The organism is Actinophytocola sp. (genome assembly GCF_050699915.1).
Classification (GTDB): Bacteria; Actinomycetota; Actinomycetes; order Mycobacteriales; family Pseudonocardiaceae; genus Actinophytocola.
The window spans coordinates 1-24862 of sequence record NZ_JBOHGA010000053.1 but is presented as its reverse complement, the minus strand read 5'-3'; the positions used below and the strand labels follow the sequence as shown (position 1 = coordinate 24862).

The following is a 24862-nucleotide window of genomic DNA, read 5'->3' as shown; positions in this document are numbered from 1 at the left end:
GTACCGTGGCGGGGAAGGGAGTCTCTCGCGCAGTGTCCACTGTTACATGTTCCGACATTTGGGTGGCGAAGGATTGTGCGGGGCGCACACCCTTCGTACCCTCGACGAACGGGTGAGGGCTGGCAAGCGAGAGGCGCGGGTAGCAGTGCTGTACTGGTTGATGAAACACGTCCTGCTTGGGCCGCTGCTTCGTCTGTTCTTCCGCCCGAAGGTCGAGGGCTCCGAGAACATTCCGGACGAAGGCGGCGCCATGCTCGCCAGCAACCACCTCGCCGTCGCCGACTCGTTCTTCCTGCCGCTGATGCTCAAGCGCCGGGTGACCTTCCCCGCCAAGCTGGAGTACTTCACCCAGCCCGGCATCAAGGGCCGGCTGAAGAAGTGGTTCTTCACCGGCATGGGCCAGATCCCGATCGACCGCTCCGGCGGCGCCGCCGCGCAGGCCGCGCTCGACACCGGCATCCGCCTGCTGAGCGAAGGCCACCTGCTCGGCATCTACCCCGAGGGCACCCGCTCCCCGGACGGCCGCCTCTACAAGGGCAAGACCGGCCTCGCCCGCATGGCGCTCGAGGCCCGCGTGCGGGTCATCCCGGTGGCCATGTTCGACACGGACAAGGCCAACCCGATCGGCTCGAAGATGTGGCGCCCGCACAAGATCCGCATCAAGATCGGCAAGCCGATGGACTTCTCGCGCTACGAGGGCCTCGCCGGCGACCGCTTCGTCGAGCGGTCGATCACCGACGAGATCATGTACGCGCTGATGGAGCTGTCCGGCCAGGAGTACGTCGACGTCTACGCGGCGAAGGCGAAGGAACTGCTCGCCGCGCAGGAGGCCGGCGAGCCGGCCGCGCTGCCCACCCAGGAGCGCCGCACGGCCCCGGACGTCGACCGCATCCCAGAGACCGAGGCGGGCTGATCTCCGCCTAGGCTGCGTCGGTGCGGTACTTCTACGACACGGAGTTCATCGAGGACGGGACCACCATCGACCTGGTGTCGATCGGTGTCGTCGACGAGGACGGACGCGAGTTCTACGCCGTGTCGACCGAGTTCGACCCCGACCGGGCCGGACAGTGGGTGCGCGACAACGTGCTCGCCAAGCTGCCGTCGCCGGCCGACCCCGCGTGGTGCGACCGGGCCAAGATGCGCGAACGGCTGCTGCGGTACTTCGGCCGGGGGAAGGGCCAGGTCGAGCTGTGGGCCTGGTTCGCCGCCTACGACCACGTCGCGCTCGCCCAGCTCTGGGGCGACATGCCGGCCCTGCCGCGCGAGCTGCCGCGGTTCACCCGCGAGCTGCGGCAACGCTGGGAGGACGTGGGCAAGCCCGCGCTGCCGGCCCCGCCGCGCGACGCGCACGACGCGCTCGCCGACGCCCGGCACAACCTCGTCCGGTGGCACGTGATCGAGGCCGAGTGGGTTCGGCGGGGGTTCGCCGGCCGTTAACGTGGGGACCGGTTGCTGCACCGATCCAGAAGGTGGCACGCTTGACCGTGTCGGTACCACAGCTCTAGCAGCCGGATGGAGGATCGGGCACATGCGCGTCGGCTTGCTCACTGGTGGCGGTGACTGTCCAGGACTGAACGCGGTCATCAGGGCCGTGGTACGCAAGGGGATCGAGGCGCACGGCTGGGAGACGGTCGGTTTCCGCAACGGCTGGCAGGGCCCGCTGGAGGGCCTGGTCAAGCCGATCGGCCTCGACGCCGTCGAGGACATCCTGACCCGGGGCGGCACGATCCTCGGCTCGTCGCGGACCAACCCGTACAAGGTCGACGGCGGCGTCGAGCGGATCAAGAAGGTGCTCGCCGAGCACGCGGTCGACGCGCTGATCGCGATCGGCGGCGAGGACACGCTGGGCGTCGCCAAGCGGCTCACCGACGACGGCGTCGGCGTGGTCGGCGTGCCGAAGACGATCGACAACGACCTGAGCGCCACGGACTACACGTTCGGCTTCGACACCGCGGTGCACATCGCGACCGAGTCGATCGACCGGCTGCGCACCACCGCCGAGTCGCACCACCGGGCGCTGGTCGTCGAGGTGATGGGCCGCCACGCGGGGTGGATCGCGCTGCACTCCGGCCTCGCCGGCGGCGCGAACGTCATCCTGGTGCCGGAGCGGCCGTTCAGCGTGGACAAGGTCGTCGAGTGGGTGACCCGGCGCTTCGAGCGGCAGTACGCGCCGATCATCGTGGTCGCCGAGGGCGCGCTGCCCGAGGGCGGCGGCGAGGTGCTGCAGAGCGGGGAGAGGGACTCGTTCGGGCACGTCCGGCTCGGCGGCGTCGGCACCTGGCTCGCCGAGGAGATCGCGCAGCGGACCGGCAAGGAGTCGCGCGCGGTCGTGCTCGGCCACACCCAGCGCGGTGGCACGCCCACGGCCTACGACCGGGTGCTCGCGACGCGGTTCGGCCTGCACGCCGTCGACGCGGTGCGCGACGGCGACTTCGGCGTGATGGTCGCCCTGCGCGGCACCGACATCGTCCGGGTGAAGCTGGCCGAGGCGACGGCCGAGCTGAAGACGGTGCCCGCCGAGCGCTACGCCGAGGCCGAGGTCTTCTTCGGCTAGTCCGCCTCCCGGGATTCAGGGCCTAGTGTTGCCCCATGGACCTCGACGAGCTGTTGTGGGCGGGCGCGGACGCGCAGGCGCAGGCGTTGCGGGACGGTGCGGTCAGCGCGCCGGACCTGCTCGAGGCGGTGCTGCGCCGGCTGGCGGCGGTCAACCCCCGGCTGAACCTGTTCCGCAAGGTCTACGCCGACGCCGCTCGCGAGCAGGCGGCGCGGGCGCAGCAGCGGCTCGATGCCGGGGAGCGCACCCCGCTGCTCGGGGTGCCGCTCGCGGTGAAGGACGACCTCGACGTCGCCGGCGACACGACCGGTCTGGGCGGGCGCGCGCAGTTCGACCCGGTCGAGGAGGACGGTCCGGCGGTGGCGCGGCTGCGCGCGGCCGGTGCGGTGCTCGTCGGGCACACGCACACGCCGGACCGCTGCCTGTGGCCGTTCACCGAGACGCTCACCTACGGCGCGACGCGCAACCCGTGGCACCTCGACCACACGCCCGGCGGCTCTTCGGGCGGGTCGGCGGCGGCGGTCGCGGCCGGAGTCGTCGGCGCCGCAACGGGTTCCGACGGTGGCGGGTCGGTGCGCATCCCGGCGAGCTTCTGCGGGATCTTCGGGCTGAAGACCACCCGCGGGCTGATCGACATGGGCCCGGAGGAGCACTGGCACGGGCTGGCCGGCATCGGTCCGCTCGGCCGCCGGGTCGCCGACGCGGCGTCGATGCTCGACGTACTCGCCGAGGAGGACCACCCCGGCGGCCTGTACCGCGACTCGGTCGACGCGGATCCGGGGCGGCTGAGGATCGCGCTGTCGTGGTACACGCCGCTCGGCAAGCCGCCGATCGAGGCGCAGCGCAAGCAGGCCGTGCGGGAGATGGCGGATCGGCTGCGCGCGCTCGGCCACGAGGTCGTCGAGGCCGACCCGCCGCTGGGTCCGCGCCCGTCGCCGCAGTTCTTCGTGCGGTACCTGCGCGGCGTCGCGGACGATGTCGCCGCCCTGCCGCACCCGGAGTGGCTGGAGCCCCGCACGCGCCGGATCGCGGCCATGGGCCGGCGGATCCCGGACCGCGTGCTGGCCAGGGCGCGGGCTGCGGAGTCCGGTTTGGACAGTCGGCTGCGCGGCTTCTTCGCCGACCACGACGTCATCCTGCAGCCGGGCTGGACCGGCCGGCAGCCGAAGATCGGCCGGTACCACGGCAGTGGCGCGTCCGCGACGCTGGCCGGGGTGTCGCTCGGCATCCCGTACTTCCCGACGTGGAACGTGGTCGGCTACCCGGTCGCGGCCGTGCCCGCGGGCCGGGACTCGGAGGGCCTGCCCATGGGCGTCCAGCTGGTGGGCCCGTCGTTCGGCGAACACCGGCTGCTGTCGCTAGCCGGTCAGCTGGAGCGGGCGCACCCGTGGACGGGTGAGCGGCCTCCGGTGTAGCGGGCCGGGCTTCCGCGGCTGGGGCCCCGCGCTCGACCCCGCGGCCTGGACTTCGGCGTTGCGCGGGCTTGGTCTCCGAGGTTGGCCTTCGAGACTCGGGCTCCGGCGTCGCGCGGGCTTGGCCTCTGGTCGAGCGAGCCGGCCTCCGGGGCTCCGGCTTGGCGCGCGGGCTTGGCCTCCGGCCCCCGGGTTCAACGCTACGGCAGGGGACCGACGGTTCCGGCCGGCCGCGCAGCGAGCCTGTGGATGGCCGGAACTTGTGGACGACTCGCCGCCGGATGATCTTCGTCGTGCGGAACCGTCGGTGCCTCCTGGAAGGATGGAACCCGGGGGCCGGAGGCCAACCAAACCGGCTCAGGCGCCCGGTACTCATCCGCTGCCGAGCCTCGGCGGACCGCCGCGGATCAGGCCCACCCAACCGCTCGCCGATTGTCCCGCAAGCCACAGCGCTGTCGGCGAAAGGGCCGCGACCGGGGCGGATACGCTAGTGCCGTGAACTGGACTGTGGACGTTCCGGTGGACACCCTTCCCGAGTTGCCGCCACTCCCGCCCGAGCTGCGAGCCCGCCTCGACGACGCCCTCTCCCGCCGCGCGGCGCAGCAGCCCGACTGGCCCGACGCCGAGGCGGTCCGGCAGGTCCGCACGGTCCTGGAGAGCGTGCCTCCGGTCACCGTGCCGTCCGAGGTCGACCGGCTGCGCACCAAGCTCGCCGAGGTCGCCCGCGGCGAGGCCTTCATGCTCCAGGGCGGCGACTGCGCCGAGACCTTCGCCGACAACACCGAGCCCCACATCCGCGGCAACATCCGCACGCTGCTGCAGATGGCCGTCGTGCTCACCTACGGCGCCAGCCTGCCCGTGGTCAAGGTCGGCCGGATCGCCGGCCAGTACGCCAAGCCCCGGTCGAACTCCACCGACGCGCTCGGCCTGCCCGTCTACCGCGGCGACATCGTCAACTCCCTCGTCGCCACGCCCGAGGCGCGGGTGCCGGACCCGGGTCGCATGATCCGCGCCTACGCCAACGCCGGCGCCGCGATGAACCTCGTGCGCGCGCTCACCGCGGCCGGCGAGGCGGACCTCACCAAGGTCCACATGTGGAACAAGAACTTCGTGTCCAGCTCGGCCGCCGGCGAGCGGTACGAGAGCCTGGCCACCGAGATCGACCGCGGCCTGCGGTTCATGGCGGCCTGTGGCGTCGAGGACACCTCGCTGCACACCACCGAGATCTTCGCCAGCCACGAGGCGCTGCTGCTGGATTACGAGCGCGCCATGCTGCGCCTGGACACCACCGGCCCGGAGCCGAAGCTCTACGACCTGTCCTCGCACTTCGTGTGGGTGGGGGAGCGCACCCGCCAGCTCGACGGCGCGCACATCGCGCTCGCGGAGCTGCTGGCCAACCCGATCGGCGTCAAGATCGGCCCGACCACCACGCCGGAGATGGCCGTGGAGTACGTCGAGCGGCTCGACCCGCACAACACGCCGGGCCGGCTCACGCTGATCAGCCGGATGGGCAACAGCAAGGTGCGCGACGTGCTGCCCACGATCGTGGAGAAGGTCACCGCGTCCGGGCACCAGGTCATCTGGCAGTGCGATCCGATGCACGGCAACACCGTCGAGTCCTCGACCGGCTACAAGACCCGCCACTTCGACCGCATCGTGGACGAGGTGCAGGGCTTCTTCGAGGTGCACCGCCACCTGGGCACCCACCCCGGCGGCATCCACGTCGAGCTCACCGGCGAGGACGTCACCGAGTGTCTCGGCGGCGCGCAGGCGATCTCCGACACGGACCTGCACGGCCGCTACGAGACCGCGTGCGACCCGCGGCTCAACACCCAGCAGAGCCTGGAGCTGGCCTTCCTCGTGGCGGAGATGCTGCGCTCGTAAGGAACCTCAGGCGCAGCGCTCGTGCAGCGTGGCCGCCGCCTTGGTGACGCACTCGGCGAGGACGTCCACGTCCGGCACCGCGTCCCGGTCCGCTTGCAGTCCGATGTGGACACTGTCGCGGTACGTCGAGATCGCCACGCCGAGGCCGTGCCCCGCGGCCAGCGGCGCGAACGGGTAGACCTCGCGCAGCCGCGCGCCGGCCAGCGCCAGCGGGACCGGCGGCAGCGGCACGTTCGTCACCACCGTGTCGAACAGCAGCGGCGCCGCCGCGCCGGCGGCCGGCGTACACACCCGGTGCACCGCGGGCGGGATCAGGTTCGCGAGCAGTGGCACCGTGCCCGGCCCCTCGGCCGGGCCGGCGGCCTTGTTCCGGTCCATCGCGGCGCGCACGAAGCGCAGCCGGGCCAGCGGGTCGGCCAGCCCGACCGGCAGGTCGCACAGGTAGCCAGACAGCCGGTTGCCGCCTCCCTTGCTGCCGTCGGAACCGCCGCGGGCGCGCGTGTTGACCGGGATCAGCGCGCGCAGCGTCACCCCGTCCACCGGCCGGTCGCTCTGCGACAGCCAGGACCGCAGCCCGCCGGCGACCACCGTGAGCGCCACGTCGTTGGTCGTGCCGCCGTGCTGCTCGCGGATGTGCCGCACGTCGTCGAGGTCCAGCCGGACGAAGGCCAGCCGCCGGCTCGCGGAGTTGGCCGTGACCAGCGAGGGCGCGGGCGGCCGGCGGGCCGCGCGCAGCACGGTGCCCGCCCGCGACACCAGCTCGCGGCCCTGCGCCAACAGCTCGCCCGGGTTCGGGGTCGACGCGGCCGTGGTCCGGGGTGCGCCGGCCGGCGGCAGGTGGTCGAAGAGCGAGCCGGCCACCTCGACCGCGCCCGCGCCGTCCGCGAGCGAGTGGTGCAGCTTCAGCAGCACGGCGAACTCATCGCCCGGCAGCCCGGTGACCACGTGCACGTCCCACGGCGGCCGGCTCAGGTCGAGCGGCGTGGCCATCCAGCCCGACGCGTACGCCTCGAACGTCCGCCGGTCCGCCACCCGGTAGCCGCGCACATGCGAACGGGCGTCGAACCGCTCGTCCTCCCGCCACTCCGCACCGCCCGGCGGGAACCAGACCGCGTGCGCGCGCTGCCGCAGCACCGGCGTCCGCGCCGCGCGCGCCGCGAGCAACTCCACGAGAGAGTCGAGGTCGACGGGCCCGGCGGGCCGGAACACGCCGATCGCGCCCATGTGCATCGGCCGGGTGCGCGTCTCCAGGCACAGGAACGCGACGTCCAATCCGCTGAGTCGTGGCATGGGTCCACCTCACCAGCGACGCGTGTCCTTCGCATGGTCAGCGCGTTAAGCCCGCGCGTCGCCGCCGATTTTCACTCGTCAGGGCTGGTCAGGGAATTGTGAAGATGACGACACCACTGCCGGGAGGTACCCGGGTGTTGGCGCCGGGGTTCTGCCCGATCACCCTCCCGGCGCCGCCCAGCTGCTGCACCTGAACCTGTAGGCCCAGCTGCGCCAGGATCGCCTGCGCCTCCGGCACGGCCCGGTTGGAGAGGTCCGGGATCAGGATCGCGTTCGAGGTGACCACGGTGACCTGTGTGCCGGGCTCGAGCACGGTGCCCGCGACCGGGTCGGTCCGGGTCACCTTGCCGGCGTCGATGTCCTTGTCGAAGTCCTGTTGCGCCGCGTCGACCGGCTGCAGGCCGACCTCCTGGAGCTGCGCGAACACCTCTTCCTTGGTCTGTCCGCGGAAGTCGGGCAGCGGCTTGGGCTCGGAGCCCTTGCTGACGATGATCTCCACCCGCTCGCCGAGCTTGAGCTGAGTGCCGCCCTGGGGCTCGAGCCGGACGACCCGGCCCTCGGGGATGCCGTCGGCGAACTCCTTCTTGCCGTCGTCGAGCCCGGGTTGCAGGCCCGCCTCCTTGATCTGTCGCTCGGCGTCGTCGACGGTGGCGCCGGGCTCGACGTCGGGCACGGTCGGCGGGCCGTCGGAGAGGATGACGGTGACCGTGTCGCCGCGTAACATTTCCGCACCCTGGTCCGGCTCGGTCCGGATCACCTGGCCGGACTCGACGTCGTCGCTGCGCTCGTTCTTGTACGTCACCCGCAGGTCGGCGTCGGTGAGCTTCTGCTCGGCGCTCGCGCGGTCCTGGCCGGCCACGCTGGGCACCGTGGCGTACCGGCCGGAGGCGAACCACCACGTCGCGGTCGCGACCAGCGCGATCGTGAGTACCCCGGCGAGGCTCCACAGCACGATGTTGCCGCCGCGCCGCCGCGGCGCGGTCGGGTTGCGCGGCCGCTGGGGCGGGGGCGGCATGGGCGGCACCGCCATGCCCGCGCTCGGCGGGCCCATCGGCGTGCCGCCGCTGGGCGGGCCGAGGTCGGGACGCCGCATGCCGTACGGGTTCGACTGTGGGGGGCCCTGGTCCAGGTCGGTGCGCAGCATCGCCCGGGTGCCCTGCGGGCCCATGGCCTGGAAGCCGGCTGGCGCGGGGCGCAGCACCGTCGCGTTCCCGACCGAGGCCGGCTGACCGACCGAGACGGGGTCCAGGTTGGTCGAGGTCGCCTCCGGGTCGGCGTCGGCGGCCGGCAGGGCCGGGTTGGGCTGCTTGATCGGGGACACCGGCACCGTGCGGTCCTGCAGCGTCGGCTCCGGGACCGGGACCGGCAGCTGCGGCAGGCCCAGCGAGGCCCGCAGGTTCGTCAGCTCGGTGTGGAACGCGGCCCCGTCCGCCGGGCGGGTGGCCGGGTCGCGCCGGGTGGCCCGCACGACCAGCTCGTCCAACGCGGGCGGCAGCCCCGCGACCCGCAGGCTCGGCGCCGGCATGTCGTCGTTCACGTGCCGGTAGGCGATCGAGATCGGGGTGTCGCCGGTGTAGGGGGTCGCGCCGGTGAGCGCCTCGTACAGCATGACGCCGGCCGAGTAGACGTCGCCGCGGGCGGTGGCGGCACCGGTGGTCACCTGCTCCGGGGACAGGTAGGCGACCGTGCCGAGGATGACGCTCGAGCTCGTCGTGCCGGCGCTGGACATCGCGCGGACCAGGCCGAAGTCGCCGACCTTGACCGCGGTGCCGCGCTCACCGCCGTGCCCGATCAGCACGTTCTCCGGCTTCACGTCCCGGTGCACCAGGCCGGCCCGGTGGGCCGCGGCGAGCGCGCTCAGCACCGGATCCATGATCGACAAGGCGAGCGGGACGTCCAGCGAGCCGCGCTCGGTGATGAGGTCGCGCAGCGTGCCGCCGTCGACCAGCTCCATCACCAGGTAGACCAGCGAGCCCTCGGGACTCGTGTCGACGCCCTGGTCGTGCACGGCGACGACGTTCGGGTGATGGATCTTCGCGGCCGAGCGTGCCTCGCGCTCGAAGCGGTCCACGAAGGCGCGGTCGTCGGCGAACCGCGCGTCCATGACCTTGATCGCGACTCTGCGGTCGAGACGGGTGTCCAGCCCGCGGTAGACCGACGACATACCGCCGCGCGCGAGCAGCGCGTCGATGCGGTACCGCCGCTCGAGCAGCGCACCGATCAGTCGGGCTCCCCTTTCGTCCACGACCGTGATGGTACGAGGCCCGTCGCCGGCGCGTGGTGAAGCCGTCGATTCCGTGTCCCAGCCGTACGTTCGAACGGGCACGGATGGCCGAAAATCGTGCCGGCGCGGCCGTCTCCGGTATGGCATCGTGACACATGTGAGTGCGACACCCTCCGCCAACGACGTGCTCGATCCCGAAGTCGAGGTGCTGGCCCTGCCCGATGTGGCCCAGCGACTCGGACTCCCGGTGACGAAGGTGCGGCAGGCGTTGCGGGACGGTCAGCTGGTCGCGGTCCGCCGCGACGGGGTGCTGTGCGTGCCCGCCGAATTCCTCTCCGACGACGGCGCGATCGTCAAGGGACTCCCCGGCACCATCACGGTCCTCGCGGACGCCGGCTTCACGCCGGACGAGATGGTCCGCTGGCTGTTCACCGCCGACGAGTCCCTTCCCGGCCGCCCCGTCGACGCGCTGCGCGCCACGGGCGCTCGCGAGGTCAAGCGCCGGGCTCAGGCCCTCGCGCTCTGAGGGCCGGGTCGGCCGGATACGGCGCGGCGGCGACGCGCCGCGTACCGGCGTGCCCACGAGCTGACTACCGAGACGCCAGGGTCCGGCTCGCCACCGCGCGGATGAGGCCCGGCACCGCGATCCCCAGCCTGCGGTGGACCGGCACCACGACCCGGCGGCCCAGCACGGCGTAGTCGCTCGCCTCGATCTCGCCGAGGATGCGGCGGTAGAGCACGGCCGCGGTGCGCACGCACGGCCGCGACTCGCGGCGCAGCAGCGCGATCCCCGGCTCCGCCCGCCGGTACACGGCGTGGTTGTACGCCACGAGGTGTGCGAGCGCGCGGCGGACCGCGGGGTCGGGCCGGCCGGTGCGGTGTGCCCGCTCCAGCCGGGCCCGGTCCACGCCGAACGCGGCCAGCTCGTCGGCGGGCAGGTACAGCCGCCCGCGGTCGAGGTCCTCGCCGACGTCGCGGAGGAAGTTGGTCAGCTGGAACGCCTCGCCGAGCGCGGCCGCGTACGGCGCCGCCTGCGCCCGCGGGCCGACCGTGCCGAGCACGGGCAGCAACTGCAACCCGATCACCCCGGCCGACCCGTGCACGTATCCGGCCAGGTCGGCGAAGGTCCGGTAGCCGGTGACGGTCAGGTCCATCCGCATCGAGGCGAGGAAGTCGGCGAACAGCCCCGGCTCGATGCCGTACCGCGCGACGGTGTCCGCGAGCGCGGCCAGCACCGGGCTCGCCGGCTGCCCGCCGCCGAGCGCCTCACCGACCTGCCGTTCGAGGGTGGCGAGCGAGCGTGCGCGGTCGCCGGTGGTGTTGGCCACGACGTCGTCGACGATCTCGTCGGCCAGCCGGGCGAACCCGTACAGCGCGTGCACGGCCGGCCGCCGGTTCGCCGGCAGCAGCCGGGTGGCCAGGAAGAACGTGCGCCCGTGGCGTGCGTTGATCCGGCGGCAGGCCTGGTAGGCGGCGGCCAGGTCGGGGCCGGGCGTCAACGTGTGCAGCTCACCCACTGGCCCGCCGGGCAGCTGCCGTGCTCGGTCTTGTGGTCGGCGACCAGCTTGGCGGCGAGCGCGTGCGCCGAGACCGGGTCGTCGGCGACGGTCACCAGCGTCGTCGAGCAGGCCGACTTCGTGCTGGCCATGCACTCGCGAAGCTGCTCGGCGCTGTGGTCGCGCCAGTACCGGTTGGACACGACGCCGTACTTCCACACGTCGCCGCCGACGTTGATCTCGTAGACGGCGTGGCTGCCGTCGGTCTTGTCGTCGTCCGCGACCGCGGGCTGCGCGGCGCTCCAGGTCTTCAGGTCGCCGGTGTCCGGCGGGTCGGCGAGGACCAGCGCGGCCCACTGCGCGCCGTACGGATGGGTGCCCGGCACCGTGTTCGCCCGCTGGAAGAAGCTCTTCCACTGCTGCGACGTGATCCGGCAGCTGATCTTCTTGCCCGCGCCCGGGTTCACCGGACCGACCTCGGACTCGCAGGTGCCGAGCTTGGCGCCGTCGCCGGTCCAGTTCGCCCGCAGGTGCACCCGCACGGCCGTCTTGGCGGTGTTCTTGACGTCCAGGATCAGCGTGCAGCCCGCCGCGGCGCACTTGTCGAACCGGTGCGCGCCCTGCTGGACGCCGGTCAGCGCGTCGACGGCCTTGCCGAGCCCGCCCGCGGACTTGGCCAGCGACTGGTAGGTCGCCACGACGTTCGGCGAGACGTCCGCGACGTCGACCACCACGTCGGTGACCGCGGTGGTCTCGGCGCTGCCGAGGCGGTCGAGCTCGAGGCGGAGCATGCCGTGCGGCGCGGCGGTCGCGTAGTAGACCTTGCCGCCGTCGACCTCGACCGCGTAGGCGTCGACGCCCGCGATGCTCTCCTTGGCGTTGTGCGGCAGCTCCAGGTCGGCGGTGCCCTTGTCGACCTTGCCCGCGGTCTGGGCGACGATGTCCGGGGTGAAGATCTCGCCGAACTCCACGCCGATCAGCGACGTGGGCAGCTTGACCCAGCGGTTGGCGAGCGCGCTGCCGTCGCCCGACGTCACGCCGAAGCGGGCGACCATGCCGCTCCAGAAGTTGGTGGCGGCCTTGAGGTAGAGGGTCTTGCCGACGTAGAGGACGGTCGCCGGCAGGGCGTTGATCGTGATGTTGCCGGACACCTCGCCGGTGAGCGTCGCGGTGACGTCGACGGTCAGCCCGGCTCCGTCGGCGGCGACCATCGAGCCGGTGTAGCGGACGGCGGCCGCCTCGGCGAGGTCGACCAGCGCCTGGGCGGTGCCCTCGGCTGTGGTCAGCGGGCCGATGTCCACGCCTTCCGGCTCCCCGGCGACCTCGCTGGTGCAGCCGGCGAGCACGAGGGCGAGCCCCGCCGCGAGCCCGGCGAGTGTGCCGCGGCGTCTCTTCGCGGCCGCCCCTCGCCCGGCTTCCTGTCCCCTCATCGCGCTCCCCATCCCGGCACCGCCCGCACGGTGTCCACACTGCCAGGAGTATCCCAACTCACCGGGCGAGAGTGTGCGGGAAGAACCTGTCGGATTGGCTACGAATTGGTGCACCGGCGACACGTTCGGCGGCCAGCCGGCCGGAGATCAGCACCGGCGGCACGCCGACTCCCGGGGTCGTGCCGCAGCCGGCCAGCACGACGTTGTCCACCCCGCGCACCAGGTTCCGCGGCCGGAACGGGCCGGTCTGGCGGACCGTGTGCGCCAGCGAGAACGGCGTGCCCGCCGCGAGCCCGGCCGCCTCCCAGTCGGCCGGCGTCACGAGCCGGGACACCTCGACGGAGTCGGCGAACCCGGTCAGCCCGCGTGCCTCGAGCACCTGGGTGAGCTCGTCGCGGTACGCCGGCCCGACGCGGCGCCAGTCGATGGGGCCGACCGCGAGGTTCGGGCACGGCGCCAGCACCGACACCAGCTGCCGCCCGGCCGGCGCGAGGCCCGGGTCGGTCGCCGTCGGGCGGGTGACCAGCAGCGACGGGTCGCTCATCAGCGAGCCACGGGTCAGGATCTCGTCGAACGTCCGCCGCCAGGCCGCCCCGAAGAAGACCGTGTGGTGGGCCAGCGCCGGCCAGGTTTGGGTGACGCCGGCGTGCAGCAACACCGCGGACGGTGCCCAGCGCGGCCGCACCGGCCGGCGCGGCGCCCCGCCGAGCAGCCGGTAGGAGACGGGCAGGTCCGGGGTGAGCACGACCGCGTCGCAGGGGATGCGCTCACCGTGCGTGGTGCGCACCGCCGTGACCCGCGAGCCGGACCGCTCGAGCCACGCCGCGCCCGTGCCGTACCGCAGCGACGCCCCGTGCGACGCCGCGGCGTCGGCCAGCGCGGCGGCGACCGCGCCGACCCCGCCGCGCGGGAAGTACACGCCGGCCACCGTGTCCATGTAGGCGATGACGCCGTAGGCGGCGAGCGCCCGGTCCGGCGCGAGGCCGGCGTAGAGCGACTGGAAGGTGAAGACCCGGCGCAGCCGCTCGTCGCGCAGGAACCGGCCGACCGCGGGGCCGAGCCGGCCGAACCCGCCGATCGCGGCGAGCCGGGCGAGGTCCGGGCCGGCGAGGTCGAGCGGGGAGTCGAGGTTCGCGCCGATGAACCGGTCGCGCTGCAGCCGGTACAGCTCGGTGAGCCAGGCCCGCAGCCGACGGTAGCCGTCGGCCTCCCGCGGCCCGGCGAACCGGCGCACCTCGTCGGCCATCGCGTCCGCGTCGGCGTGCACGTCCAGGCTCGAGCCGTCCGCGAACCGCGCCCGGTACGCCGGGTCGAGGCGGGTCAGCTGGATCCGGTCGGCGAGCGACTCGCCGACCGCGGCGAGCGCCTCGTCGACCAGCTCAGGCATGGTCAGCACCGAGGCGCCGGTGTCTATCCGGTAGCCGCCCAGGTCGGCCGAGCCGGCTCGGCCGCCCGGTCCGTCCGCGAGCTCGAGGACGGTCACCGAGCGGCCGGCGCCGAGCAGGTGCAGCGTCGCGGACAGGCCGGCGAGCCCGGCGCCGACCACGACGACGTGGTCCGTCGGGCCCTCGACGGTTCTCACTATCTGTCCCGCCGGGTCGCCGCAACGGCCAGGTCCCGCAGCCGGGTCGCGCCCGGGTCGGCCAGCCCGGCCGAGTCGAGGGCGGTCAGCGCGGAGGAGGTCAGCTTCTCGATCCGCCGCTCCAGCTCGTCGACCGCGCCGAGCTCGGCGAGCAGCTCGCGGACCCTGGTCAGGGTCTGCGGCGGCAGTTCCGGGTCGCCGAGCGCGCCGCGCAGGAAGTCGGCGTCGACGTTTCGGCCGGCCCGCGTGGCGTAGCCCAGCCCGAGCGACATCAGCAGCGTCCGCTTGCCCTCACGCAGGTCGTCGCCGGCCGGCTTGCCGGTGACCTCGGTGTCGCCGAACATCCCGAGCAGGTCGTCGCGCAGCTGGAACGCCACGCCGATGTCCGTGCCGAACGTCTTGACCGCCTCGACGGTCTCGGGTCCGGCGCCGGCGAACGCGACGCCCAGGTGCAGCGGCCGCTCGACGGTGTACGCGGCGGTCTTCAGCCGGGCCACGCCGAGCGCCCGTTCCTCGGACTCGTCGCCCTCGGCCTGCGCGAGCACGTCCAGGTACTGGCCGGCGAACATCTCCGCGCGCATCGCCTGCCACGGCCCGCGCGCGGCGGCCCGCATGCCCGGCTCCAGCGGGGCGCTCTCGAACATGTCGTCCGCCCACGCCAGCGCGAGGTCGCCGAGCAGGATCGCGGCGGCCGTGCCGAACCGCTCCGGCTCGCCCAGCCAGCCGCCCGCTCGGTGCGCCTCGGTGAACCGGACGTGCACGGTCGGGTGGCCTCGGCGCAGCTCGGAGGCGTCCATGATGTCGTCGTGCACGAGCGCGCACGTCTGGATCAGCTCCAGGGCGCTGACCGCGTGCAGCACCGCGTCCGCCCGCGGCCCGGCCGGCTCGCCGCCCGCGGCCCGCCACGCCCACCAGGCGAACGTCGGCCGCAGGCGCTTGCCGCCGCGCAGCGCGAAGTCCGAGAGCGCGTCGACAGCTCGTGCGAACGTGCGGGCGAGCTCGGGCAGCTCGGCCCGGCGTTCCGCCAGGTAGCCGGCGAGGACGTCCTCGACGTGCCGGTGCACCGCGGAGTCGATGCCGGTGCCGCTGTCCGTGCTGCTCTCGACTGTGGGGAGCTCAGGTGCCGGGGCCACGCGGACATGGTGCGTGGTCGTGCCGGCCCTCGTACCAGCGGGGGTCCGCCGCGGCTCCGCCGACAGCCGAGTTGCGCCATATGCCGCATCACTACCCTGGGGGGCATGACTTCGGTGGTGGCGCGTATCCCGGGTGACCGGCCGGTGTTCTCCGTCGAGTTCATGCCCCCGCGTGACGACGCGGACGAGCGGCGGCTGTGGAACTCCATCCGCTCGCTGGAGGGCCTGGACCCGGCGTTCGTCTCGGTCACCTACGGCGCCGGCGGATCCAGCCGGGACCGGACCATCCGCACGACCGGGCGCGTGGTCCGGGAGACGACCCTGGTCTCGATGGCCCACCTCACGGCCGTCGACCACTCGGTGGCAGAGCTGCGCAACGTGATCGGCTGGTACGCCGAGCTGGGCGTGCGCAACGTCCTCGCGCTGCGCGGTGACCCGCCGGGCGACCCGATGGGCGACTGGGTGCGCCATCCCGAGGGGCTCGAGTACGCCGAGGAGCTGGTCCGCCTGGTGCGCGAGCTCGGCGACTTCTGCGTCGGCGTGTCCGCGTTCCCGTACGGCCACCCGCGGTCGGCCGACCTGGACATCGACACCGAGTACCTGGTCCGCAAGCTGCGGGCGGGCGCGGACTTCGCGATCGCCCAGCTGTTCTTCGAGGCCGACGACTTCCTGCGGATGCGCGACCGGGTGGCCGCGCGCGGCTGCGACGCGCTGCTGCTGCCCGGCGTGATGCCGCTGACCACGCCCAAGATCCTGTCGAAGTCCGTGGAGCTGTCCGGCGCGCAGGTGCCGGGGTGGATGGCCGACCGGCTCGGCCCGTTCGCCGACGACCCGAAGGCGTTCCGCGCGGCTGGCATGGACGTCACCGAGGAGCTGTCCCGGCGGCTGCTGGCCGAGGGTGTGGAGTGCCTGCATTTCTACACGTTCAACCTGTCGAAGGCGACGAAGGAGATGGTCGCCCGGCTCGACCTCGCCCCCGGCCGGGAGCCGGTAGAGGCGAACTTACGGTCGGTCGGCTAGGTGAACTAGTAGCCCGCCGCCGCGCGGCGGGCCTGTGCTCGTTCCAGCTTGAGGCTGCGGCGATGGGTGAACAGCGCGAGCAGCACCACGAGCACCGCGACCCCGACGGCGCCGCCGCCGACCATCACCACCCACTGCGTCCACGACACCCCGGACTTGTCGGAGTACTGCGCGACCGCGCTGAACTCGGTGACCGCCTCAGGCTTGGGCTCCCAGCTGATCGTGCCGTCGGTGTTGTCGCCGTTGGTGCGCGAGATCCGGCCCGGGAAGGCGATCTTGACCTGCACGTCGGCGCGCTCCGGCGGCACCCGGGTCAGGTCGATCGAGCCGGCGAGCGTGACGAGCTCGCCGGAGCGGCGGAACGACAGCCGGTACTGCTGCTGGTTGGCGATCGAGTCGACGAGCAGCGGCAGGTCGTTGAACCGCAGCCCGGTCAGCGTGACCTTCTGGCCGACGTAGCCGTCCGCGGTGTAGGGCTCGGTGCGAACCTTCTCGGCGAGCTCGGGCGGCACGGTCAGGCTCGGGCCGTTGTCGTCCTTGCTCGCCGGCAGCGCGGCGACGACGATCTCGCCGGAGATCAGGTCGTCCGACGACACCGCGAGCGCGGCGTGGATCCGGACGCAGCCGGAGAGCGTGACCACGAGCACCCCGAACAGCACGATGAGGCCGAACAGTCGGCGAACGTGATCGCGGCCGGCGGTGCGCACCGGCACATCCTGCCAGCATCCCGTTGACCTTCGGACACCAGGCGGTTTCTCGTTGGAGACGAACGTGCGTCGGCCGGTAGCGTCCGGGCCATGGACACCCCCGCGCACCGCGTCTCCGACTCCTTCGTGGACGACTACGTCCGGCTCGACCCGACCATCGCCACCATGCTCGGCATCCCCGGGTACGACGACCAGCTGCCGGACCTGTCCCCGGACGGGCACGCGGCGCGCGCCGAGCTGACCGCGGGCGCGTTGCGCGCGATGGGCGACCTGGAGCCCGCCGACGACGGCGAACGGGACGCGAAGGCGTTGCTCCTCGAGCGGCTCGGCGTCCAGCGGGAGGTGTCCGACGCGGGCCTCGACGTCTCGTCGCTGAACGTCGTCGCGAGCCCGGCGCAGGAGGTGCGCCAGGCGTTCGACCTGATGCCGGCCGCCTCCCCGGAGGACTGGCGCACGATCGCGACGCGCATGTCGCGGGTGCCCGAGGCGCTCGCGAGCTATCGGGAGAGCCTGCGGCACGCGGCCGGGCGGGGCGACATCTCGGCGGCCCGGCAGGTGCGCAAGGTCGCCGAGCAGTGCACGACCTGGGCCGGGCTGGGCGACGAGCCGGCGTACTTCGCCACCCTCGCCGGGAAGGCCGCCGTCGACCCCGCCCTGCGTGCCGACCTTGACGCCGCCGCGACCGTGGCCGGGCAGGCCTACGCGGACCTGGCGGCGTTCCTGCGCGAGGAGCTGCTGGCGAAGGCGCCGCGCGAGGACGCGGTCGGCGAGGACGTCTACGGGCTGTGGTCGCGGATGTACCTCGGCGCGCGGGTGGACCTGCGGGAGGCCTACGAGTGGGGCTGGGCGGAGTTCACCCGGCTCGAGACGGAGATGAAGGAGGTCGCTGGCCGGATCAAGACCGGTGCCGGCGTCCGCGAGGCGAGCGAGGCGCTCGACGCCGACCCGCGATACCGGATCGCCGGGGTCGCCGAGTTCCGCGACTGGATGCAGGGGCTGTCCGACCAGGCGCTCGCGGACCTGCGCGGCGTGCACTTCGAGATCCCCGACCGGATCATGCGGCTGGACTGCAAGATCGCGCCGCCGGGCGGCGGGGCGGGCGCGTACTACACGGGCCCGTCGGACGACTTCTCCCGCGCGGGCGCGATGTGGTGGTCGCTGCCGCCGGACAAGGACGAGTTCACCACGTGGCGCGAGGTGAGCGTCGTCTACCACGAGGGCGTGCCGGGCCACCACCTGCAGATCGCGACGGCCACGGCGGAGTCGAAGCAGCTGAACAAGTTCCAGCGGCTGTTCGCGTGGGTGCCGGGGCACGGCGAGGGCTGGGCGCTGTACGCGGAGCGGCTGATGCGCGAGTTCGGCTACCTGTCCGACGACGGGAACCTGCTCGGCATGCTCGCCGAGAACCTCTTCCGCGCGGGGCGGGTGATCATCGACATCGGCATGCACCTGCGCCTGGAGATCCCGCGGGGGACCGGCTTCCACGAGGGGGAGCGGTGGACCCCGGAGCTGGGCCTGGAGTTCATGCTGACCCGCACGATCACCGAGGAGGCCCTGGTCCGCGACGAGATCGACCGCTACCTCGGCTGGCCGGGCCAGGCGCCCGCGTACAAGCTGGGCGAGCGCCTGTGGCTCGCCGCGCGCGACGACGCCAGGGCACGCGCGGGCGCGGCCTTCGACCTGAAGGAGTTCCACATGCGGGCGCTGCGCATGGGCCAGATGGGGTTGGACACCCTGCGCGAGCGCCTCGCCGCCCTCTGAGTCACGACAAGGGGAGCGGGCGGCCCAGCACGCCGAACGGCCGAGGGTCGCCCGTGAACCGGTAGTTGCGCAGCACGTCGACGAAGCCCATCCGGTGGTAGAGCCGCCACGCCCGTGACGGGCCCTCCGGTGTCGACAGCAGGACCTTGTCCGCTCCCACGTCCTCCATCAGGCGGCGCAGCAGGTTCTCGCCGGTGCCGCGGCCCTGGGCCGCCGGCCGCACGTGCACCTCGGTCAGCTCGAAGTAGTCGTCCAGCCACGACTCGGCGAACTCCGGGCCCGACCGCTCGACGATGCCGCGCCGCACCTGCTCGTGCCACCACTGGCCGGCCGCGCCGCGGTAGCCGTAGGCGACGCCGACCATCGCGCCGTCCTGGTCGAGCGCCGCCACGCAACGCCAGTCCACGCGCAGCATGTGCGCGAGCCACATCGGCGCGCGCTGTTCGGCGGTGCCCGTCGGGTAGCGCATCGCGGTGACATACAGCGACAGTGCCTCCGGTAGCCGGGCCCGCAACTCGTCTTGGCTGAGGTCGACGAACCGCTCGACCCGAGGTGGAACCGCGGTCACGATCCCGGATTCTCCTCCTCGTCCGCCACCTCCGCAGCCACGCCCCCCGTCAGCGCCACAAGATCGGCGAACGTCGTCGGGAACACGGCCTTCGGATGACCCGCCGCGGCCCACACGACCTCGTGGTCGGCCAGCGCGACGTCGACCAGCGTGGTGATCGGCCGCGGGTGCCCGACCGGCGCCACCCCGCCGATCGCCTGTCCCGTGTGCTCGCGCACGAACGCCGGGTCCGCCCGGCCCACCGACGTCGCCCCGGCCAGTGTCGCCAGCCGCGCGGTGGACGCCCGGTGCGCGCCGGAGGTCAGGGCCAGCAGCGGGAAGGTCCGGTCACCCTCCGTAGCCCGGAAGACGAGGCTGTTCGCGATCGCGCCGACCGGGACGCCCACTGCCTGCGCGGCGGCCGCCGCGGTGCGCACGTCGTCGTCGAGGACGCGGATCCCGTCGGCGGCGGCCGGCAGCCCGGCCTCCCGCAGGATGGCGGAGATCTTGCTGATCGCGGGGTGGTCCGTAGCGCTCATGCGCACATGAGAGCACACCTGTGGCCGGTGTCGCCGCCGAAAATCCCGGGCGAGGTTGAGTCTGTCGGTGCTCGGAGTTAAGCTCGAATCGTTCGAACAAACGTTCGAACATGGCTCGGTGGTGGGGCGGGGGAAGCGCCTCACCACCGAGCGCCGCCGGCTTCCCCACGGCATGTCGTCACGCCCGGTGACGAACTCGGACCGCGAGGAGGCGTCAGGTGACCACAACCCTGGACTACCGCGACAACGAGCCACTGTCCGTGCCGGAACCCGCGCTCGCCCTGCTCTCCCAGGCCGAGCAAGGGCTTGCCGAAGCCGAGCTGGATCCCGAGCCCGCCGAGCGGTTCGCGCTCGCCTACCTGGCCGCGTTGCGTGCCGCGGCGGCCCTGCTCGCCCTGCGCGGGCGCCCGCACCGGGGGACCTCGCGGCCGACGAGCGTGTGGACGCTGCTCGTCTCGGTGGCGCCCGAGCTGCACGAGTGGGCGGCGTTCTTCGCGTCCTGGTCGACCACGCGTGCGTCGGTGCAGGCCGGCATCACGCGAGTGGTCACGCCCCGCTCCGCGGACGACCTCGTGCGCCAGGCCGGCCAGTTCCTGGGCCTCGTCACGCGTGCGATCCACGGTCCGTCATGACCGGACGAGCACTGGTCGACTATGGCCGCCTGCTCGAGGTCCTGGAGGTCGAGGGTGAGCTGCTGGCGTCGTCGGCCCTGGGCGCGGACCCGCACCTGCCGGTGCGCCACGCCGAGGGGATGACGCTGGGCGAGACCGTCCGGCACGTCGGCAGCGTCTACCGGATGGTCGTGGCCTGGCTGCGGTCGGGCACTCAGCCGACCCGCTGGCAGCGCGCGCCGATCCCCGGCCAGACCCTCGTGGAGTACCTGCGGGCGGGGCACCGGGACATCCTCGCGGAGCTGTCCGCACACGACCCCGCCGATGGTGCGCCGACCTGGTGGCCGCTCGACCAGACCTACGGGTTCTGGTGCCGCCGGCTCGCGCACGAGACCACCGTGCACCGCTACGACGTGCAGGACGCGGCGGCCGCGATGACCGTCACCGGCCGCGTCTCCGATGAGATCGCGTTGGACGGCATCGACGAGGTCCTGTCGCTCTGGTTCACCCACCGGCTCGGGGTGCTCGGGGTGACGAACTCGTGGACCGGTCGGGTCGCCGTGGCGGCCGGGCGCCGGCGGTGGATCGCGCAGATCACGGCGAGCGGCACGTCGGCGTGGCCGGCGTCGGCGGACGAGCCGGTCGAGGCGACGGTGTTCAGCGATCCGGCCGGGATGTACCTGTGGCTGTGGGGCCGCCGCTCGATCGGCACGGCCACCGCGGACGGGGACCCGGCCGGGGTCGACCAGCTGTGGCACCTGCTGCGGCTCGCGACGCACTGACCGGTTTTTGTCGGTGCGGTCGACTAGCGTCCGATCATGTCCACCCGACTGGTCAACGTGGTCGTCGACGCGGCCGATCCGCACGCGCTGGCCCGCTTCTGGCGCGACCTGCTCGGCTGGCGGATCAGCTACGAGGAGCCCGACGAGGTCGACCTGCGGGCGCCGCCCGACGACGGCTGGCGGTTCGACCTCGTGTTCGTCCCGGTGGCCGAGCCGAAGACCGTGCAGAACCGGCTGCACCTGGACGTGGCGAGTGCGTCCGCGGACCAGCAGATGGCCATGCTCGAGCGTGCGCTGGAGCTGGGTGCGGTGCGCGTCGACATCGGCCAGCGCAACATGCCGTGGTTCGTGCTGGCCGATCCCGGCGGCAACGAGTTCTGCGTGCTCGACCCACGCCCGGAGTACGCCGCGACCGGAGCCGTGGCCGCGATCGTGGCGTTCGCCGCCGACCCGTTGCCCCTGGCCGACTTCTGGTCCGAGGCGTCGGGTTGGCCGGTGGTCCGCCAGGGGCAGGACTTCGCGTCGCTCCGGGATCCGGACGGCCGCGGCCCGTGGCTGGAGTTCATCCCCTCGTCCCACCCGCACGAGGTGAAGAACCGCGTCCACCTGGACGTGGCGCCCTACCCGGACGGCTCGGTCGCCGACGAGGCGGCCCGGCTCGTCGCTCTGGGCGCCCACCAAGCCGACATCGGCCAGGGCGACGTCCCGTGGCAGGTCCTCGCCGACCCGGAGGGCAACGAGTTCTGCGTCCTCACCCCACGCTGACCGCCTGGCGTTCTGGTCGTCGCGTCAGGACGGTGTGTCCCGCTGCGGCGAGGCGGCGAACCGGTCCAGGGCGGCGGCGAAGAGGTCGGCCAGCTCGGGGCGGCGCAGGTCCGCCTCGGTGTGGATCTTGACGTGGCGGTGCACCTTGCCGGATCCGGTCAGCAGGCCGGCCGGGTCCGGCAGCTCCGTGCCGCGGGCGAAGCCGATCGTCACGTGGCGGCTGGCGGGCAGCACCGTGAACACCAGGTGCTTGTACCCGGGTCCGGTGCCGAAGCCGATGCTGTCGGCGTCCGCGGTGATCACGGCCCGTGGGAAGACCCGGTGCAGCTCGTCGAACACCGCGCGAGCCAGCGGGCGGACGGGTTCCGCGCAGTTGTCGAGCACCTGCGCGGCGGCGGGCGTCGTCACCGTCCGCCCTCCGGCGGCTGGCGGCGGCGCAGGCGGTCATGCATGACCCGGCGGACCAGCAACGCGGCCTTGCCGGTCATCTTGGCCTCGTCCTCGGTGGGCGGTCGCAGCGTGCGGGTCATGTCGAGCAACAGCTCGTGCAGCTGTGTCCACAGTGGAACAAACTGGCCGGCGACGGGGCCGGTGGCGCGGATCGGGCCGCCGCCGGTGACGGCGCTGAGCGTCTGTGCGAGGCCGAGCGTGGTCTCGTCGCGGAACACGAGGTGTACCTCGTCCTCCGCGAAGCGGATCTCCATCTTCCGCGCCGCGGTCTCCTGCGGGGTCGCGTCAGTGGTCGCGTCGGCGTCGAGCTCGTCGACCTTGTCGGCGATGGCGTCGGGGCTCACGCCCAGTTGTGCGAGCACGGTCGCGGCCATGCTGCCCTCGGCCCGGATGAGCGCCTCGAGCAGGTGGTGGCTGCCCATCGGCGCGCCGCCCGCGAGCGCCTCGGCAGCCGCGACGACCTCCTCGGCCGCGGTGGTGCGGACGGGGCGAGCCGGCGCGGCGCCGGGCTGGGTGTTCGCGATCAGCGCCTTCACGGTGCGCCGGATGTCCCGCATGTCCTCGACGTGGTTGGCGAGGACGCGGGCGGCGACGCCGTCACCCTCCCGTTCGATCGCCAGCAGGATGTGCTCGGTGCCGATGTAGTTGTGGCTGAGCTGCAGCGCCTCCCGCAGGGAGAGCTCCAGCACCTTCTTCGCGCGCCGGCTGAACGGGAGGTGTCCGGTCACCGCGGCCTCGCCGACGCCGACGATCGAGATCACGTCGGTACGCACCATCTTCGCGGTGATCCCCAGCTGGGCCAGCGCCTGCTCGGCGATGTCGCCCTGCGAGTGGAACAACGCCAGCAGCACGTGCTCGGTCCCGATGCGGCCGTGCTTGAGGTCGCGCGCCTCGGTCGACGCGTTGACGACGACCGTGCGGGCGGCCTCGGTGAATCGCTCGAACATGCCTCGATGCTGCGCGCTGTCTGAAACCCTGTCAATACACTATCAATGATAGAGTGGCCGTGTGACTGCCTCTGACTGGGACGACCGCCTGGCGCGCTGGCGGGACGAGCTGGAGCTGTTCGCGCAGCTGGAGGACACCCCGTGGGTGACGCTCGCGCAGGCCGAGCAGGACACAGGCGTGTCGCGCTCGGCGCTGCGGTCCTGGTACCGCAACGGCGAGATCCGTTCGCGCCTGATCGACGGCCCCAACGGACCGCAGCGCCTGGTCCCGCTGGACGCGGTGGTCGAACGCGCCGCGCGGTCGCCGAGGATCCAGCGCCGCGCGGAACGCGAGGTGAGCATGGAAGCGCAGGTGACGTTGCTGCGCAGCCGCATCGACCAGCTAGAGCTGCGGCTCGCCGCCCTGGAGAGCCGCGAGTAGGGCTTTCGACTACCACGCCACCGAGGCTGATGGCCCGCGCCTGCCGGGTGGAGGTGGGAGTGGCCCTTGCCCGCGAGCACCGCCTCCGGTCGACGGCATGGACGGCTAAGGGATGTCATGTCACGTAACCCGGTGTGGGTTCGGGTGCGTCGGTAGTTGATCATGGTGTGGTGCCAACCCGGGATCACCGGCTGGCGGCACCGTCGAAGAACTACCGATACTCGTCGAACGTGCAGGTCGCGATCGACGCCGACACCCGCCTGGTCATCGCCACCCCTGACCCGCAACCCGGCAACCGCACCGAACTGCCGGACTGGAAAGAAGACCTCAACGCCACCCACCGCAAAAATCCGAGCCCGGATCGAGCACACCCTGGCCCGCATGACGTGCTGAAAGATCCTCCGCGACCACCGACGAGCCGCAAGCACACTGGCCGACGCGGTATCCGGAATCGCCCACCTCCACAACATCGTCCACGCCAACTGATCAAGACCCACCGCCACCAACGCCCGGCGCACCCGTGCGCAGCCTCCACAAGATCGCGTTGATCACCTGACGTGATCACACCACGCCGACCTCCACCCGACACCGGCGGATACAACGGCTCCGGGTCAGGCGCGTAGGCGCAAACCCTTGGGGGTGGCCCGGAAACCGGCGTCTCGGAGGATGTCGGCCAGGTTCGAGGTCAGGGCGATCTCGCCGTCGGCGCGCTGTACCGCCAGCTGGCCTAGCCAGCCCTCGCGGACCGCTCTGGACAGGGCCTCCGCGGCCGCACGCAGTGGTGGGTCCTCCTCGGTGAAGGACAGCAGGGAGCGGCCGCCCCGTTCGACGTAGAGGACCGGGCGGCCGTCGACCAGGACGGCCAGTGCGCCGGCTTTCCTTGCGGGGCGGTGCTTTCCGTCACCGACGGGCTCGGGCCAGGGTAACGCCGCCCCGTAGGGCTGGGCCGGGTCGGCGGCGGCCAACACCCGGGAGACGACGTCGTCGCCCGGCGGTTCACCGTCCGAACGGGACAGTGCGCGCAGGCGGTCGACGGCGCCGCGGGCGGCGAACTGGGACGCGCCGAGGCCCTCCACGACGTAGCCGCGGATGATCTGGCCGGACTCCTCCATCGCCCGCAACACCTTGTAGACACCGGAGAAGCCGCCGCTCACCCGCTCGGTGTCCATGGCCCCGCGGGTCAGCACGCCGTGCCGCTCCAGGAACGCCTCGGCCCGCGCGTGAGCCCGGCGCGTCGGGTCCGGTTCGCGGGCGGTGACGAGCGACCAGCGGCCGGCCACCGTGGGTGGACCGGTGCGGCTCGGCAT

General features: G+C 72.9%; 24 protein-coding genes and 1 pseudogene. 13 read left to right on the top strand and 12 right to left on the bottom strand.

Annotated elements, in window-relative coordinates; genetic code table 11:
- Nucleotides 1–145 precede the first annotated feature (145 nt).
- The 5 genes from ACRDSK_RS12615 to ACRDSK_RS12595 all read left to right on the top strand — a co-directional run bounded on the left by ACRDSK_RS12615 (nucleotide 146) and on the right by ACRDSK_RS12595 (nucleotide 5850).
- Nucleotides 146–913, top strand: coding sequence for a lysophospholipid acyltransferase family protein (locus tag ACRDSK_RS12615; protein WP_431440633.1), 768 nt, complete (start codon nucleotides 146–148; stop codon nucleotides 911–913).
- Nucleotides 914–933: 20 nt separating this feature from the next.
- The gene (locus ACRDSK_RS12610; RefSeq protein ID WP_431440613.1) at nucleotides 934–1437 is read left to right on the top strand and encodes a polyadenylate-specific 3'-exoribonuclease AS; all 504 of its coding nucleotides are present in this window, start codon (nucleotides 934–936) and stop codon (nucleotides 1435–1437) included.
- A gap of 91 nt (nucleotides 1438–1528) precedes the next feature.
- Nucleotides 1529–2554 carry a 6-phosphofructokinase gene (locus tag ACRDSK_RS12605; protein ID WP_431440611.1) on the top strand — a complete coding sequence of 342 codons (1026 nt, stop codon included), beginning with the start codon at nucleotides 1529–1531 and terminating at the stop codon, nucleotides 2552–2554.
- A gap of 35 nt (nucleotides 2555–2589) precedes the next feature.
- A complete protein-coding gene (locus ACRDSK_RS12600; protein ID WP_431440609.1) occupies nucleotides 2590–3969 on the top strand; it encodes an amidase family protein in 1380 nt (459 codons plus the stop codon).
- Between the two features lie 492 nt (nucleotides 3970–4461).
- Nucleotides 4462–5850 carry a class II 3-deoxy-7-phosphoheptulonate synthase gene (locus tag ACRDSK_RS12595; protein ID WP_431440607.1) on the top strand — a complete coding sequence of 463 codons (1389 nt, stop codon included), beginning with the start codon at nucleotides 4462–4464 and terminating at the stop codon, nucleotides 5848–5850.
- A gap of 6 nt (nucleotides 5851–5856) precedes the next feature.
- Here ACRDSK_RS12595 and ACRDSK_RS12590 read toward each other — a convergent pair whose 3' ends face one another.
- The gene (locus ACRDSK_RS12590; protein ID WP_431440606.1) at nucleotides 5857–7140 is read right to left on the bottom strand and encodes a wax ester/triacylglycerol synthase family O-acyltransferase; all 1284 of its coding nucleotides are present in this window, start codon (nucleotides 7138–7140) and stop codon (nucleotides 5857–5859) included.
- An 88-nt stretch (nucleotides 7141–7228) separates the two neighbouring features.
- The gene (locus ACRDSK_RS12585; RefSeq protein ID WP_431440604.1) at nucleotides 7229–9385 is read right to left on the bottom strand and encodes a PASTA domain-containing protein; all 2157 of its coding nucleotides are present in this window, start codon (nucleotides 9383–9385) and stop codon (nucleotides 7229–7231) included.
- A gap of 136 nt (nucleotides 9386–9521) precedes the next feature.
- Between ACRDSK_RS12585 and ACRDSK_RS12580 the strand changes: the two genes are divergently transcribed.
- The gene (locus tag ACRDSK_RS12580) at nucleotides 9522–9890 is read left to right on the top strand and encodes an Rv2175c family DNA-binding protein (protein WP_431440603.1); all 369 of its coding nucleotides are present in this window, start codon (nucleotides 9522–9524) and stop codon (nucleotides 9888–9890) included.
- A gap of 64 nt (nucleotides 9891–9954) precedes the next feature.
- On the opposite strand, the gene ACRDSK_RS12575 is transcribed toward ACRDSK_RS12580, so the two are convergent.
- From ACRDSK_RS12575 to ACRDSK_RS12560, 4 genes are read right to left on the bottom strand one after another with little or no spacing between them, the layout of a single operon-like run.
- Nucleotides 9955–10881, bottom strand: a complete 927-nt coding sequence (locus ACRDSK_RS12575) for a phytoene/squalene synthase family protein (RefSeq protein WP_431440601.1) — start codon at nucleotides 10879–10881, stop codon at nucleotides 9955–9957.
- Nucleotides 10860–12290 carry a hypothetical protein gene (locus tag ACRDSK_RS12570; protein ID WP_431440599.1) on the bottom strand — a complete coding sequence of 477 codons (1431 nt, stop codon included), beginning with the start codon at nucleotides 12288–12290 and terminating at the stop codon, nucleotides 10860–10862. Before ACRDSK_RS12570 ends, ACRDSK_RS12575 begins: the two co-directional genes overlap by 22 nt.
- Nucleotides 12291–12348: 58 nt before the next feature.
- Entirely contained in the window at nucleotides 12349–13872 is a 1524-nt protein-coding gene (gene crtI / locus ACRDSK_RS12565; RefSeq protein ID WP_431440598.1) for a phytoene desaturase family protein, read from the bottom strand.
- On the bottom strand, nucleotides 13872–15005 hold the full coding sequence (locus ACRDSK_RS12560; RefSeq protein ID WP_431440596.1) for a polyprenyl synthetase family protein: 1134 nt from the start codon (nucleotides 15003–15005) through the stop codon (nucleotides 13872–13874). The genes crtI and ACRDSK_RS12560 overlap by 1 nt, the downstream gene beginning before the upstream one ends.
- A gap of 105 nt (nucleotides 15006–15110) precedes the next feature.
- On the opposite strand from ACRDSK_RS12560, the gene ACRDSK_RS12555 reads away from it, so the two are divergent.
- Nucleotides 15111–16025, top strand: a complete 915-nt coding sequence (locus ACRDSK_RS12555; RefSeq protein WP_431440594.1) for a methylenetetrahydrofolate reductase — start codon at nucleotides 15111–15113, stop codon at nucleotides 16023–16025.
- A 5-nt stretch (nucleotides 16026–16030) separates the two neighbouring features.
- On the opposite strand, the gene ACRDSK_RS12550 is transcribed toward ACRDSK_RS12555, so the two are convergent.
- Nucleotides 16031–16732, bottom strand: coding sequence for an LppM family (lipo)protein (locus ACRDSK_RS12550; protein ID WP_431440592.1), 702 nt, complete (start codon nucleotides 16730–16732; stop codon nucleotides 16031–16033).
- Nucleotides 16733–16822: 90 nt separating this feature from the next.
- Between ACRDSK_RS12550 and ACRDSK_RS12545 the strand changes: the two genes are divergently transcribed.
- Entirely contained in the window at nucleotides 16823–18493 is a 1671-nt protein-coding gene (locus ACRDSK_RS12545; RefSeq protein ID WP_431440591.1) for a DUF885 domain-containing protein, read from the top strand.
- A gap of 1 nt (nucleotide 18494) precedes the next feature.
- Here the strand turns inward: ACRDSK_RS12545 and ACRDSK_RS12540 are convergent, their stop codons facing one another.
- Both ACRDSK_RS12540 and ACRDSK_RS12535 read right to left on the bottom strand, forming a co-directional pair.
- Nucleotides 18495–19061 carry a GNAT family N-acetyltransferase gene (locus tag ACRDSK_RS12540; protein WP_431440589.1) on the bottom strand — a complete coding sequence of 189 codons (567 nt, stop codon included), beginning with the start codon at nucleotides 19059–19061 and terminating at the stop codon, nucleotides 18495–18497.
- The gene (locus ACRDSK_RS12535; RefSeq protein ID WP_431440587.1) at nucleotides 19058–19579 is read right to left on the bottom strand and encodes a YbaK/EbsC family protein; all 522 of its coding nucleotides are present in this window, start codon (nucleotides 19577–19579) and stop codon (nucleotides 19058–19060) included. The genes ACRDSK_RS12540 and ACRDSK_RS12535 overlap by 4 nt, the downstream gene beginning before the upstream one ends.
- A 218-nt stretch (nucleotides 19580–19797) precedes the next feature.
- On the opposite strand from ACRDSK_RS12535, the gene ACRDSK_RS12530 reads away from it, so the two are divergent.
- The 3 genes from ACRDSK_RS12530 to ACRDSK_RS12520 are packed head-to-tail and all read left to right on the top strand — an operon-like array spanning nucleotide 19798 to nucleotide 21737.
- Nucleotides 19798–20211, top strand: coding sequence for an SAV_6107 family HEPN domain-containing protein (locus tag ACRDSK_RS12530; protein ID WP_431440585.1), 414 nt, complete (start codon nucleotides 19798–19800; stop codon nucleotides 20209–20211).
- A complete protein-coding gene (locus ACRDSK_RS12525; protein ID WP_431440584.1) occupies nucleotides 20208–20972 on the top strand; it encodes a maleylpyruvate isomerase N-terminal domain-containing protein in 765 nt (254 codons plus the stop codon). The genes ACRDSK_RS12530 and ACRDSK_RS12525 overlap by 4 nt, the downstream gene beginning before the upstream one ends.
- Nucleotides 20973–21008: 36 nt before the next feature.
- Nucleotides 21009–21737: a VOC family protein gene (locus tag ACRDSK_RS12520; protein ID WP_431440582.1), complete on the top strand. Its 729-nt coding sequence runs from the start codon at nucleotides 21009–21011 to the stop codon at nucleotides 21735–21737.
- 24 nt (nucleotides 21738–21761) lie between these two features.
- On the opposite strand, the gene ACRDSK_RS12515 is transcribed toward ACRDSK_RS12520, so the two are convergent.
- Together ACRDSK_RS12515 and ACRDSK_RS12510 are read right to left on the bottom strand one after the other, a co-directional pair.
- Nucleotides 21762–22145 carry a DUF1801 domain-containing protein gene (locus ACRDSK_RS12515; protein ID WP_431440580.1) on the bottom strand — a complete coding sequence of 128 codons (384 nt, stop codon included), beginning with the start codon at nucleotides 22143–22145 and terminating at the stop codon, nucleotides 21762–21764.
- Entirely contained in the window at nucleotides 22142–23134 is a 993-nt protein-coding gene (locus ACRDSK_RS12510) for a Clp protease N-terminal domain-containing protein (RefSeq protein ID WP_431440578.1), read from the bottom strand. Before ACRDSK_RS12510 ends, ACRDSK_RS12515 begins: the two co-directional genes overlap by 4 nt.
- A 61-nt stretch (nucleotides 23135–23195) precedes the next feature.
- On the opposite strand from ACRDSK_RS12510, the gene ACRDSK_RS12505 reads away from it, so the two are divergent.
- Both ACRDSK_RS12505 and ACRDSK_RS12500 read left to right on the top strand, forming a co-directional pair.
- A complete protein-coding gene (locus ACRDSK_RS12505; protein WP_431440577.1) occupies nucleotides 23196–23555 on the top strand; it encodes an excisionase in 360 nt (119 codons plus the stop codon).
- A gap of 149 nt (nucleotides 23556–23704) precedes the next feature.
- Nucleotides 23705–24041 (top strand): annotated as a pseudogene (locus tag ACRDSK_RS12500) (IS5/IS1182 family transposase); the annotation flags it as partial.
- A 125-nt stretch (nucleotides 24042–24166) separates the two neighbouring features.
- Here the strand turns inward: ACRDSK_RS12500 and ACRDSK_RS12495 are convergent.
- Nucleotides 24167–24862: Lhr family helicase (locus ACRDSK_RS12495; protein WP_431440576.1), on the bottom strand; the 696-nt coding region annotated here is incomplete at its 5' end.